This window comes from Mitsuaria sp. WAJ17, assembly GCF_014174515.1.
Lineage (GTDB): Bacteria > Pseudomonadota > Gammaproteobacteria > Burkholderiales > Burkholderiaceae_C > Roseateles_B.
The window spans coordinates 22,815-36,067 of sequence record NZ_JACJUG010000024.1 but is presented as its reverse complement, the minus strand read 5'-3'; the positions used below and the strand labels follow the sequence as shown (position 1 = coordinate 36,067).

Genomic DNA, 13,253 nt, shown 5'->3' with positions numbered 1-13,253 from the left:
TCGCGGCCCATGAGCGCTCCCCTGCAAAACGACACCTTCCTGCGCGCCTGCCTGCGCCAGCCCACCGACTACACGCCCGTCTGGCTGATGCGCCAGGCCGGCCGCTACCTGCCCGAGTACCGCGACACCCGCGCCCAGGCCGGCAGCTTCATGGGCCTGGCCACCAATACGGACTACGCCACCGAGGTCACGCTGCAGCCGCTGGAGCGCTATCCGCTGGATGCCGCCATCCTCTTCAGCGACATCCTCACCGTGCCCGACGCCATGGGTCTGGGCCTGTCCTTCCAGCAAGGCGAGGGACCCAAGTTCGCCAAGGTCGTGCGCGATGAAGCGGCCGTGGCCGAGCTGGCCGTGCCGGACATGGACAAGCTGCGCTACGTCTTCGATGCCGTCAGCTCCATCCGCAAGGCGCTCAACGGCCGCGTGCCCCTGATCGGTTTCTCGGGCAGCCCCTGGACCCTGGCCTGCTACATGGTCGAGGGCGGCGGCTCGGACGACTACCGTCAGGTCAAGTCCCTCATGTACAGCCGACCGGACCTGATGCACCGCATCCTTCAGGTCAATGCGGACGCCGTGGCCCAGTACCTCAACACCCAGATCGAGGCCGGCGCGCAGGCCGTGATGGTCTTCGACTCCTGGGGCGGTGTGCTGGCCGACGGCATGTTCCAGGAATTCAGCCTGGCCTACTCGCGCCGTGTGCTGGCCCAGGTGAAGACCGAGCATGACGGTCAGCGCATCCCCCGCATCCTCTTCACCAAGGGCGGGGCCCTGTGGCTGGACGAGATTGCCGAGGCCGGCGCCGATGTCGTCGGCCTGGACTGGACGGCCAATCTGGCCAAGGCTCGAGCCCAGGTGCAGGACCGCGTGGCCCTGCAGGGCAACCTCGACCCGAACGTGCTGTTCGCGCCGCCCGAGGCCATCCGCGAGCAGGCCCGGCGCGTGCTGGACTGCTTCGGCCGTCCGCAGCGGGCCGATGGCGGCTGGGGCGGGCATGTCTTCAACCTCGGCCATGGCATCAGCCAGTTCACGCCGCCCGAGCACGTGCTGCACCTGGTCGACGAGGTCCACCAGCACTCGCGCCGCCTGCGCCAGGCTTGAGCCCATACGCTGGGCCAGAATGGCGGGCGCCCGTCGATCGCCGATCGCCCCTTTTGCGGGGCCGGTCGCCATCACCTGGCAATGGGTCCTGCCCATCGCTGCTCAGTACCGGGCCTTGGCATGTGAAAGCGCTGTGCCATGCCCATGAATTGCCGGCCCAATGGCTGTGAAGTCTGCACAGTAAGTAGACACTTATCCCCAAAAAGGGGAGGAGCGTTTCAGCTTGTGGCAATTGCTGCGGCGCATCTCGGGGTTTCCACGATTGCCGGCTAAGTGTTTGATTTTATTGATATCGACCCGTTCGCATCGCGAATCATTGCCGGCGCTCGCGGAATACCCGTAGGCGTGACGGGACGGCAAGGGCTTTGTTCCGCGCCTCTTTTGCACAAAGTTATCCACAGGCTGGCAGGGCCTCCGCCCAGGAGCCTGGATGAATCAAGCAGTTAGCGGGGATTTCGAGGGCAGACATGCAGAAAACGCGGCAAGTGAGACAGGCTTTCCCGGGCCGCGGCCCGGACTGCGCCAGCCTGTCTGCCAGGGCCGTGGAGGGGCGTCATGAGCGACCCTGATCTGCCCGTGGCCTCCGCGCCAGCGCCGCTGCACCGCCTGCAGGTGGCTGTTGACGCACCGCAGCACAGCGGGCTCAGCGAGCCCCTGAGCTACCGTGCCGCGCAGGCCTGGCCGCCCGGCACGCTGTTGCAGGTGCCCCTGGGCAAGCGGGAGCTGCTGGGCCTGGTCTGGGATCCAGCCGGGCAAGACCTGGCCCCCCGGGGGCAGGTCTTGCCTGACGAGGAACTGCGCGAGGTGGGCGAGGTGCTGGACGTCCTGCCGCCGCTGTCGGCCTCCTGGCGTCGCCTGGTGGAGTTCGCCGCGCAGTACTACCAGCGCGCCATCGGCGAGCTGGCCCTGTCCGTGCTGCCGCCGCAGTTGCGCGAGGTCACCGCGAAGCAGCTGCAGGCCAAGCTCAAGAAGCTGGCCAAGCTGCCCGCACCGCCCGCTCCCGAGACGCCGGCAGCCATGCCCCTGCTCAGCGAGGCGCAGCAGCTCGCGCTCGCCCAGCTGGATGGCATGCTGCAGGCACCGCCCGAGGCTGCCGCGCCCGCGCCTGTGCTGCTGTACGGCGTGACCGGCAGCGGCAAGACCGAGGTCTACCTGCGCGCGGCCGAGCAGGCCCTGGCCCGGGGCCGGCAGGTGCTGGTGCTGGTGCCAGAGATCAACCTCACGCCGCAGCTGGAGGCCCGGTTCGCCGAGCGCTTCGCGGGGCGGCGCATCGTCTCCCTGCACAGCGGCCTGACGCCTGCTCAGCGCCTGCAGAACTGGCTGGCCGCCCACCTGGGGCAGGCCGAGCTGATCCTGGGCACGCGGCTGGCCGTCTTCGCCTCGCTGCCGCGCCTGGGCCTGATCGCCGTCGATGAGGAGCACGACCCCAGCTATAAGCAGCAGGACGGTGCGCGCTACTCGGCACGCGACCTGGCGGTCTACCGCGCGAGGCTGGAGAAGGTGCCCGTGATCCTCGGCTCTGCCACGCCTTCACTGGAGAGCTGGCATCACGCCAACACCGGGCGCTACCAGCGCCTTGTGATGCCGCAGCGCATCGGTGGTGGCGCCATGCCGCGAGTGCGCATCTTCGACATGAACACCCTGGCGCGTACAAAGGGCGTGACCACGGCCCTCACCGCGCCGCTGCTGGACGCCCTGCGCCAGCGCCTGGCCCGCGGCGAGCAGAGCCTGGTGTTCCTCAACCGCCGCGGCTACGCGCCTGTGCTGCATTGCGGTGAATGCAACTGGAAGAGCGACTGCCCGCATTGCAGCGCCTGGCGCGTCTTCCACAAGGGCGATCGCAGCCTGCGCTGCCACCATTGCGGCTTCGCTGAGCGCGTGCCCATGGCCTGCCCGACCTGCGGCAACCTGGACATCGCGCCCCTGGGCCGAGGCACCGAGCGCCTGGAGGAGCAACTGGCCCAGGCGCTGCCCGGTGCCCGCGTGGCCCGCATCGATGCCGATTCGACCAAGCACAAGGGGCAGTTGGAGGAGCAGCTGGGCGCCGTGCACGCGGGCGAGGTGGACATCCTCGTGGGCACGCAGATGATCACCAAGGGGCATGACTTCCGCCGCATCACGCTGGTGGCCGCGGTGAACCCGGACGGTGCGCTCTTCTCCAGCGATTTCCGCGCGCCCGAGCGCCTCTTCGCGCTGCTGATGCAGGCCGCCGGCCGCGCGGGGCGGGACGCCGAGGTGGCCGCGCGCAGCGAGATGTGGGTACAGACCTGGCATCCCCAGCATGCGCTCTACCAGTCCCTGCAGCGGCATGACTACGAGTTCTTCGCGGCCAGCCAGCTGGCGGAACGCGAGTCCGCCGCGCTGCCGCCCTTTTCGCACTTGGCGCTGATGCGGGCCGAGGCGCGCACGGCCGAGGGCGCGCAGGCCTTCCTCGATGCGGCCGCCGCGCTGGCACAGGATCTGCCCGATGCGCAGCAGGCCCTGATCTACCCGCCGGTGCCCATGAGCGTGGCCCGCGTGGCCAATGTGGAGCGCTTCCAGATGCTGATCGAATGCGGCCAGCGCTCGGCTCTGCAGCGCCTGCTGTGGCACTGGCTGCCCCTGCTGCAGGCCCTCAAGCGCGAGCACCGCGGCCTGTTGCGCTGGGCCATCGACGTCGATCCGCTGGCGATCTGAGCGTCGCTCGCGGGCGCTTCAGCGCTGCGCCGAGGCCTTGCCTTCGCGTGGCTCTCTGCCGTTGTCCCGCGGGTCGCCCAGCCAGGTCTTGAGCCAGCGGCTCATCTCCCACTGCACATGGCCGGCGGACTCACGCGCGCCGTAGCCATGGGACTCCAGCGGCAGCAAGGTCAGCCGCACCGTGCCGCCCAGGCCGGAGAGTGCGTGGTACAGGCGCTCGCTTTGCAGCGGCGGTGTGCCCGCGTTGCCGTCCTGCTCGCCGTGCAGCAGCAGCAGCGGCTCCTTGATCTGCGGTGCGTAGAGCAGGGGCGAGAGATTCAGGTAGACCTCCTTGGCGTCCCAGATGGAGCGGCGCTCGCTCTGGAAGCCGAAGGGCGTCAGCGTGCGGTTGTAGGCCCCGCTGCGTGCGATGCCGGCCCTGAAGAGGTCGGTGTGCGCCAGCAGGTTGACGGCCATGAAGGCGCCGTAGCTGTGGCCGCCCACGGCCATGCGTTTCGGGTCGGACACGCCCAGGTCCTCGGCCTTGTCGATGATGGCGCGGGCGTTCATGGAGATCTGCTCGATGAAGCCGTCATTGACCGTCTTGAGGTCGCCCACGATGGGCATGTGGGCGTCGTAGAGCACCACGAAGCCGTCCAGCAGCATGGCCAGGGGACTGATGCCGTTGAAGCTCAGGAAGCGGTTGCTGGCGCCGCTGACCTGGCTGGCAATGGACGCATCGCTGTACTCCATCGGATAGGCCCAGACCAGGGTGGGGCGGCGCTCGCCCTCCTTGTAGTCGGGCGGCAGGTACATCCAGAAGGACATGTCCACGCCGTCCGAGCGCTTGAAGCTGACGAACTCGCGCCGGATCCTGCGTAGCTGCGGCGTGTTGTCCTTCAGCCGTGTCAGGGGCTGCAGGCTGTTGCCGGAGCTCAGCTCGCGCAGGGCCAGGTTGGGCGGCTCGCTGGCGTTCTCGCGGCTCAACAGCAGCTTGCCACCCTCGATCACGGCCAGTGGCGTCTCGTAGCTGCCCTCGGGCGACTGGAACAGGCGCTGCGCGCTGAGCTCGCGCAGCGAGAAGCGGTCCAGGAAGGGGCGGTCGCCCTTGGGGCTGGCGCCGGGGCCGGTCAGCAGCAGGTCGCCGCCCAGGGTCTGCACCACGAGGTGGCCGTTGGGCAATAGCCGCGTCAGCGGGCTGCCGGGATGCCGGAAACGCTCGCGCTGGCTGAACTCGAACAAGGGCTTGCTCTGCGTGCCTTTGAGCGGCAGCAGGTAGGTGCGCTGCCAGGCGCGCTGGCGATCGACCTCGGTGAGCAGGGCGTTCTGGCCATCGTCCAGGAACTGCAGGCGCGAGAAGCGGTGCGGCATGCGCTGCACCTCCTGGGGCTCGCCGGTAAAGGGCGGGTCCAGGCGCATCACGCGGTCGCGAAAGGCCACGCGGTTGGCGGGATTGCCGCCATCCAGGGCCTCGATCCAGTAGACGGCGGCGTCCTTGGTGGGTGAGGCATAGAACACGCGCGGCCCTGACAGCACGCCGTCGATGGTCACGCCGCTCTTGAGGGGCATGCGCGCCAGCTCGCGGATCAGCTTGCCGTCGCGCTGGCGCACTTCAACGGTGGTCGGGAAATCATCCCACGGCAGGCGGTAGCTGAAGGGGCGGCCGATGCGTTCGGTGAGCAGGTACTGGCCCTCGCCCACGCTGCTGACGCTGCTGTAGAGCTGGGGCGGGCCAAGGTCACGGCTGGCGCCGCTGGCGAGGTCTACCCAGGTCAGCACCGAGCGGGCGTGGTGCTCGAACAAGGCCTCGTCCTGCGGGCCGTGCAGCAGGTCCGGATGCGTGCGTTCGGGCGAGGCCAGGCCGCGGCTTTCCTCGCTGACAGGCTGGGGCGGCAGCCGGGGCGGCGGGCCGCGGTGGTCGGGCACGCTCAGCACGACCAGTTCGCGCGGGTTGAGCCAGGCCTTCTCGCCCTGGGCCAGCACCTCGTTGAGCCGCAGGCCCTGGATGGGGCGCACGGCGCCGCTGGCGGTGTCGCCCACCCACAGCTCGTTGCTGCGCTCCATGCGGCGCTCGATCAGGAAGCGCTGGCCGTCCGGTGCCCAGGCGAAGTCGTGCCACAAACCGCCGGCCGGCAGCTCGACCACCCGCTCGGGCGCGTCCGGCTGCAGCAGGGCGCGCAGGCGCAGTCGCTGGATGGCGGCCAGGCCCGGCGCCACGCCGCTGCCGGCGTCGAAGCGGGTGCCGGCCAGGTGCAGGGTGGGGCGCTGCAGGTCCTCGATGGTCGAGAAGCGGCGCGTCTCCACCAGGGCCAGTTGCTGGCGGTCCGGCGAGGGCAGCAGGCGGGGCAGAGGCGCGGTGTCCAGCAGCTCGCGCACGGCGGCCGAGGGCTGCTGGTAGCCGACGGCCATCACGCCCCCGGGCAGCAGGGCGCTGGCCAGGAGCAGGCTCGGCAGGACGGAATGGAGAAGGCGCATGACGGCGAGGCCCTGAGGCAGGCGCGGGATCGGATGCCGCGCACGATAGCGCATGCGGCTGACGGGGGCCGCCGTGTCGATGCTCACGGCTGCGGCACCAGCCAGCTCGCCAGCCCGCTGAAGCTGAAGAAAGCGATCACGGTGGAGGCCATGATGATGCGGGCGATGCGGCCGTTGTCCGCTCCATAGCGCTCGGCCAGTAGCGAGACGTTGCTGGCGCTGGGCAGTGCCGCGGCCAGCACCAGCACATGCAGCTGAAAGGGGCTGAGGTCAAGGCCCATCCGGACGGCCGTGGCGCCCAGCAGCAGCACCAGGGTCGGGTGCCCGAAGAGTTTGATGAGGGCCACGGGCAGGTAGCGCTCCGGCGGCGTGCGCGTGTGGGCGTGCTGGCCGGCGCGCCAGAGCACCGCGCCTATCGTGAACAGCGCCACGGGCGAGGCGGCGTCCCCCAGCATCCGGACCACCGTCATGAGCATCGGCGGCAGGGTGTAGCCGCTGACCGAACTCAGCGCGCCCAATGCGATCGCCCAGGGCAGGGGATTGGACAGCGCCCCCTTGAGTGCCTGCCCCAGGGCCACGCGCCAGTGGCTGCCGCCGGCGTCGTGTGCGCGCGCCAGGGCGATGCACAGGGAGCTGGTCACGATGAGATCGGCCAGGATGGTGCAGATCACCGGCGCCGCCGCGGCCTGCCCCATCAGCGCCACCAGCAGGGGCACGCCCATGAAGCCGGTGTTGGGGAAGGCGGCGACCAGGGCGCCGAAGGCGGCGTCCTTGAGATGGGTGACGTCGTCCAGCGTCAGGAACAGGGTCACGCCCACGATCAGCAGGGCCGAGGTCAGGTAGACCGCCAGCACCGCCGGGCTCAGCAGCTCCAGCAGCGGCGTGCTCGCGCCGAAGCGGAACAGCATGCTGGGCAGGGCGAAGAAGAGCACGAAGGTGTTGAGCCCCGGGATGGCGCTTTCCGCCAGCAAACCCTGGCGTGCGGCCAGGTAGCCGCAGAGCACCAGGGCGAAGAAGGGCACCGTGACGGGGATGACGGCTTGCATGAGGCGCGAGTATCGCAATGCGGGCTTGTATCCAGCTGAAAAGGGGGGGGCCTCTTTGTGCGCTGGCGCTTACATTTACGCCTGCAATCCGTATGAACGCTCCGCTGCCCGAAGGGCCGGCCACCGCGCCGCCCGACCTCGATTCCCCCCTGCATGTGCTGCCGGTTGGCGAGCGCCTGGGCGTCTGGCGCATCGTCGAGGACATCCAGGTCTGCGCCTCCGGGCATTGGTACCGGGGTGAGCATTCGCTGGCTGCGGAGCAGCAGGTGGCGGTGCTGGTCTACGAGCAGGCCGCCGACGCCGCCCTGGTGCTGCTGCGCTTCGCCGAGGAGCAGCCCGGCCTGCAGAGCCTGCACCATGTCGATATCGCCCTGCCCCAGGACAGCGGCCTCACCGCAGACGGCCTGCCCTATGTGGTGCTGCGCTGGATGGACGGCCAGCCCCTGCTGCCCGCAGCCGCGGAGCTGCCCTTGCGCAAGCGCCTGGAGCTGGTCTGCGACCTCTGCGATCTGCTGGAGGTGCTGCACGAGCACGGCCAGGTCCTGCGCGAGCTGGACCCGGGCACCCTGTGGCTCTCGCCCGAGCAGCGTCTGCGCCTGATGGGCCAGGGCCTGGCGCCCATGCTGGCCGCTGAGGGGCCGGGCGACTTCGGCTACAGCTCGGCTGCCATTCCCTTGCTGGCCCCTGAGCAGCTGGACGGCCAGCCCCCGCACCTGGCTAGCGAGGCCTATGCCGTGGGCATGCTCATGTGCCTGCTGGTCAATGGCCGCCTGCCGGGCAGTGACAGCCTCATCGTCGGGCACCTGGGCGCCCCCGTGCATTCGCTGGCCGCCTGGGTGAGCCTGAGCCTGGGCGAGCGCCAGGCCCTGGACGCCATGCTCAGCAAGTCCACCGCGGCCAGCATGATGGAGCGCTACACCACGGCCAAGGCCCTGGCGGACGACATCCGCGCCTGGCTGGCCGGCGAGGTGCCCTCGCCGCTGCCGCCCACGCCCACGCTGTCCATGCCGCGCATCAAGCCCAGCCGCAGGCAGGCAGCGCCGCCGCGACGGGCCTGGCGCCGGTGGCTGCTGCCGGGCATCGTGGTCGGCGCCCTTGGGGTGCTGGGCCTGGCCCTGTGGGCGATGAGCCACCTGCGCGGCTGAGCCCGCGACAGGACGTCAAGGACCATGGGTCTGCGCCGGCAGGCGCCACAGCGCGCTGCTGGCTCCCTCGACATCGGGCAGTCCCACGCCCCATTTCTGGTTGAGCCTGGGCCAGTCGCCGTTGCGCCTGAGCAGCTGCAGCGTCTGCTCCAGTGCCTCGCAAAGGGCGGGTCCCGGTGGCTGGCGGGAGCACGCGAAGTGCCCACGAAGCTGGCCGATGGCCGGCCCTTCCACCGGCCCCAGCTGCTGCAGCAGACCCAGATTGGCCAGCACCGGCTGGGTGTTGCGCTCATTGGTGGCCAGCAGGGCGACCCGGCCGGCGCGCAGCATGCGCAGGCCGGTCTCCACGTCACGCACCGTGGTCAGGCGCAGCAGGGGACGGGCCTGCTCGAAGGCTTCGCCATAGGCCCAGCCGGCCACCTGGGCGATCTCCAGGCCGGCCAGGGCGCGATAGTCCCCTTGCCAGTGCGGGCGCGGTGCGGGGCCGCCGTAGAACACCAGCCGGTCCTCGTAGAAGGCCGAGGGCGCGAAGATGAAGCGCTGCTCGCGCTCCGGCGTGCGGTAGGGGCCGACGAGGATCTGCGCCTGGCCATGCTCGACCATGGCCTGGGCTCGCGGCCAGGGGTAGTGCGCCAGGCGCAGCTGCCAGCCCCGCAACTGGGCGACGGCCTGCAGCAGCTCCACCGCCAGGCCTTCCGGCGGATTGCCTGGCACCGGCATGAACAGGCGGGGGAAGCTGGTGCCCACCGCCAGGACCTCCTGTGCCGAGGCCGCGGACGCCGTCCAGGCGACGCATAGGCCCGCCACCCACCCCCGCCAGCAGCTCTTCATGAGCATCCTTCCCGTTCAGGTGGCTTGATGATAGGCAGGGGCGGGCCGGCTGTCAGCCCTGGCCCCGGGTGGCAGCAGGCCTGTCAGGGGCGGCTTGTATGATGCGCGGCCCGGTGCCTTGGGCGCCGGATCTGCCCCTGCTGCCATGTCCGCCGATCCCACCTCCACCCTGAATCCCGCCCAGCTTGAAGCCGTGCACCACCTGCACGGGCCCTGCCTGGTCGTGGCCGGCGCGGGCTCGGGCAAGACGCGCGTGATCACCACCAAGATCGCCCGCCTGCTGCAGGCCGGCTACCAGGCGAAGAACATCGCCGCCATCACCTTCACCAACAAGGCCGCCCAGGAAATGCGCGAACGGGCCAAGGGCCTGGTGGGGGCGCGGGCGGCCAAGGACCTGGCCATTTCCACCTTCCACTCCCTGGGCGTGCGCCTGCTGCGCGAGGAGGGCACGCGAGTGGGCCTGAAGGAGCAGTTCTCCATCCTGGACAGCGACGATGTGCTGGGCGTGCTGCGCGACGCCGGCGGCACCACCGACGCCAACATGGCCAAGCAGTGGCAGTGGACCATCTCGCTTTGGAAGAACATGGGCCTGAACGCCGAGATGGCGCTCAAGGCCGCCAAGGACGAGCAGGAGCGCGTGGCCGCCGTCGTGATGGGCCGCTATCAGGAGCGCCTGGCGGCCTACCAGGCGGTGGACTTCGACGACCTCATCAGCCTGCCCCTGAAGCTGCTCACCGAAGACGCCGAGGCCCGCGGCAAGTGGCAGGACACCCTGCGCTACGTGCTGGTGGACGAATACCAGGACACCAACTCTGTGCAGTACGAGCTGCTCAAGGCAATTGTGGGCGAGCGCGGCATGTTCACCGCCGTGGGCGACGACGACCAGAGCATCTACGGCTGGCGCGGCGCCACCATCGAGAACCTCAAGCGCCTGCCGGTCGATTACCCCAATCTCAAGATCATCCCGCTGGAGCAGAACTACCGCTCCACCGGCGCCATCCTGCGTGCGGCCAACAACGTCATCGAGACCAACCCCAAGCTCTTCCAGAAGAAGCTGTGGAGCGAGTACGGCGACGGCGAGCCCATCGCCCTGGTCGAGGCCGACGGCGAGGAGCACGAGGCCGAGCGCGCCGTGGCCCGCATCCAGGCCATCCGCGCCAGCCTGGGGGCCAAGGTCAAGTTCGCCGACTTCGCCATCCTCTACCGCGCCAACCACCAGGCCCGCATCTTCGAGCAGGCCCTGCGCCGCGCCGAGATCCCCTACAAGGTCAGCGGCGGCCAGAGCTTCTTCGACAAGAGCGAGATCAAGGACCTCTGCGCCTGGCTGCGCCTGCTGGTCAACCAGGACGACGATCCCGCCTTCCTGCGCGCCGTCACCACGCCCAAGCGCGGCATCGGCCACACCACGCTGGGCGCGCTGAGCCAGTTCGCGGGCAAGTGGAAGATCAGCATGTACGAGGCCCTGTTCTCGGACTCGTTGTCCACCGTGCTCAACAAGAAGGCCATCGGCTCCCTGCACGAGTTCGGCCGCTACCTCAACGACCTCGAGTACCGCGCCCGCCACACCGAGGGCGCCGAGGACGCCAAGACGCTGATGCTGGAGTGGCTCAAGGACATCGGCTACGAGCAGCACCTCTACGACAACGACGAGAACGAGAAGGCGGCCGCTGCGCGCTGGAGCAATGTCCTGGACTTCGTCGATTGGGTCGCCAAGCGCTGCGGCGGCCAACTGGCTCAGGACGGCGGCGCGACCTTCGAGGAACCCAAGCAAACAGTGCTGCAGGTGGCGCAGACCATCAGCGTGATCCTCTCGCTGTCCGAGCGCGGCGAGGAGCAGGACCAGGTCGTGCTGACCACCCTGCACGCCTCCAAGGGCCTGGAGTGGCCGCACGTCTTCCTGGCCGGCGTCAACGAGGGCCTGCTGCCCTTCAAGGCCGACGACGAGGAGATGACCGCCCAGCGTCTGGAGGAAGAGCGCCGCCTCATGTACGTGGGCATCACCCGCGCCCGCACCACGCTGGCCGTGAGCACCCTGCGCCGCCGCAAGAAGGCCCGCGAGATGGTGATGGGCATCCCCAGCCGCTTCATTGCCGAGATGCGCCTGCACGAGTCCGGCATCAAGGAAGACCCGCGCGAGAAGCTCAAGCGCATGCGCGAGGAGCTGGCGGCCAAGGCGGCGGCGGCCGCAGCGGCGGCGAAGCAGAACGAGCGCTGAGCGGCGCGCGAGCCTCGCCGGCTCGGCCGCCGCAAGACCTGACCCCGAGGCTCAGCCAGGCAGCAGCGCATCCAGCCGCCGGCGTGCCGCCGCCAACAGCTGCTGCCAGGTCGCGTCGTCGACGCCGGAGGACTCCTTGAGGATGTCCTGGAGCGACATCTGGCAGGACGCCTCGTCACGGCAGCGGACGATGCGGGCGTCGAAGTCGTCGCAGCCGAAGCGTTGGCAGACGGCGGCCTGCCAGGCTGAACTGGCGCCTCCCTGCGCAAAGGCGGCGAGGAGGGGCTCCTCGCCGGCAAACCCTGCCACGTTCTCGTCCGAGGCCATCAATCCCCAGCCCCCCATGCCCTGTACGTCTCCCAGGCGATGGAAGCGGGCCAGTTCATCCAGGCTGCCTTTGAGGACACGGTGAATCAGAAACTCGTCCGCATCATTGAAGAGTCTGACCTTGGTGGCCGTCAAGGCTCTCAATTGATCCCAATCGGGGCCGCTCGATTGTTCGCAGGCCTGCTTTCGATGCCTGAATTCCATGGCGAAGGCAGGTGGCAGCTTGAGCTTGGCAAGCCGCTCGGTCGTGCCGGTCCCGGCCATGAATCGGCAGAGCGTTCCCACGTCATAGGCCACGCGAATGGCCATCGGGCTGGGACTGGCAAGGGCCTGCTGAACGTACTGGCGATAGTTCGAGGACCGGTAGGCATCCCGCATGACTGCTGCCACGGTCTGTGGAGCAGTCGGCGCCGGCCGCGATGCGGCCTTGTCCTGCAGTGACAGGCTTGATTCGGTAGGCTGCCTGTCGGCGTCAGGCCCAGCGGACGTGGGCGTCAGCGGGGCATCCGAGGCAATGGACGGGGCGCTTGAGTCAGCCTCCTTCATCACCGAGGACCGGTTGGCCAGAATTGCCAAGGTGGCGCCGATGAGTAGGGCGGTGGCAAGGGTGAATCGGAGCTTGGTCGTCATTCAAGGCCATTCGAATGAGATGTGCTGAGTCGTTTCGACGTTGGCTTTCGCTGAGACTTCAAGAAGACCATGTCCGCCCCCTCGCCTATGCTCGCGCCGGCCTCAGCCAGGCAGCAGCGCATCCAGCCGCCGGCGTGCCGCCGCCAACAGCTGCTGCCAGGTCGCGTCATCGACGCCGGAGGACTCCTTGAGGATGTCCTGGAGCGACATCTGGCAGGACTGCTCGTCCCGGCAATGGACCAGGCGAGCGTTGAAGTCATCGCAGGTGAAGCGCTGGCACACGGCCGCCTGCCAGGCGACCCCGGTCGCTCCCTGCGCGTGGATGAGGAGCAGAGGTTCACCTGCGGTAAACCAGGCGGTCTTTTCATCGACAGCCATCAGGCCCCATCCCGCCATTCCTTGCACATCGCCAAGGCGATAGAAGGTGTCAAGTTCGTCCATTCCACCCTTCAGAGCTTGATGTATTAGAAACTCGTCGGCTGACGCGAAGGAGCGCATTTTGGCTGCAGTCAATGCTCTCATTTGATCCCAGTCAATGCCGCTGGATTGACTGCAGGCTTGTTGGCGATGATTCAGCTTTGCCTTGAGGGTGGCGGGAAGATTGAATCTTGAAACCTCCTGCGCGATCATCGTCTGGTTGAGCATCATGCAAAGGGAAATCAACTCGAAACTCACCCGGACTCCGATCGGCGTCGGTGTCGCTAGGACTTGATGAACATACTGACGGTAATTTGAGGACTGAAGTCCTCTTTGGATGTCATCAGTGATGTGGCCTTGGTTATTGGATGGGGGCTTGGATGTGGCTCTCTCGGCAGGGGGCGAAGTCGCTGC

Annotated in this window: 9 protein-coding genes; 4 read left to right on the top strand and 5 right to left on the bottom strand. The window is 68.8% G+C overall.

Annotated features, from left to right (window positions below):
• Positions 1-9 precede the first annotated feature (9 nt).
• Complete coding sequence (hemE, locus tag H5407_RS17920; protein ID WP_183105854.1) at positions 10-1,098, top strand: uroporphyrinogen decarboxylase; 1,089 nt, start codon at positions 10-12, stop codon at positions 1,096-1,098.
• Between the two features lie 555 nt (positions 1,099-1,653).
• Positions 1,654-3,774, top strand: a complete 2,121-nt coding sequence (locus H5407_RS17915; protein WP_183105853.1) for a primosomal protein N' — start codon at positions 1,654-1,656, stop codon at positions 3,772-3,774.
• Positions 3,775-3,792: 18 nt separating this feature from the next.
• Here H5407_RS17915 and H5407_RS24715 read toward each other — a convergent pair whose 3' ends face one another.
• Together H5407_RS24715 and H5407_RS17905 are read right to left on the bottom strand one after the other, a co-directional pair.
• Positions 3,793-6,315, bottom strand: coding sequence for a S9 family peptidase (locus tag H5407_RS24715; protein ID WP_183105852.1), 2,523 nt, complete (start codon positions 6,313-6,315; stop codon positions 3,793-3,795).
• A complete protein-coding gene (locus H5407_RS17905) occupies positions 6,312-7,274 on the bottom strand; it encodes an AEC family transporter (protein WP_183105851.1) in 963 nt (320 codons plus the stop codon). The genes H5407_RS24715 and H5407_RS17905 overlap by 4 nt, the downstream gene beginning before the upstream one ends.
• 92 nt (positions 7,275-7,366) lie before the next feature.
• Between H5407_RS17905 and H5407_RS17900 the strand changes: the two genes are divergently transcribed.
• On the top strand, positions 7,367-8,419 hold the full coding sequence (locus H5407_RS17900; protein ID WP_183105850.1) for a hypothetical protein: 1,053 nt from the start codon (positions 7,367-7,369) through the stop codon (positions 8,417-8,419).
• Positions 8,420-8,434: 15 nt separating this feature from the next.
• Here H5407_RS17900 and H5407_RS17895 read toward each other — a convergent pair whose 3' ends face one another.
• Complete coding sequence (locus H5407_RS17895; protein ID WP_183105849.1) at positions 8,435-9,250, bottom strand: ABC transporter substrate-binding protein; 816 nt, start codon at positions 9,248-9,250, stop codon at positions 8,435-8,437.
• Between the two features lie 145 nt (positions 9,251-9,395).
• Here H5407_RS17895 and H5407_RS17890 point away from each other — a divergent pair, with 145 nt between their 5' ends.
• Positions 9,396-11,465 (top strand): UvrD-helicase domain-containing protein, encoded by a 2,070-nt coding sequence (locus tag H5407_RS17890; protein WP_183105848.1) that lies wholly within the window; start codon positions 9,396-9,398, stop codon positions 11,463-11,465.
• Between the two features lie 51 nt (positions 11,466-11,516).
• Here the strand turns inward: H5407_RS17890 and H5407_RS17885 are convergent, their stop codons facing one another.
• A complete protein-coding gene (locus tag H5407_RS17885) occupies positions 11,517-12,422 on the bottom strand; it encodes a hypothetical protein (protein ID WP_183105847.1) in 906 nt (301 codons plus the stop codon).
• Between the two features lie 102 nt (positions 12,423-12,524).
• Positions 12,525-13,097, bottom strand: a complete 573-nt coding sequence (locus H5407_RS17880) for a hypothetical protein (protein WP_183105846.1) — start codon at positions 13,095-13,097, stop codon at positions 12,525-12,527.
• Positions 13,098-13,253: the final 156 nt, after the last annotated feature.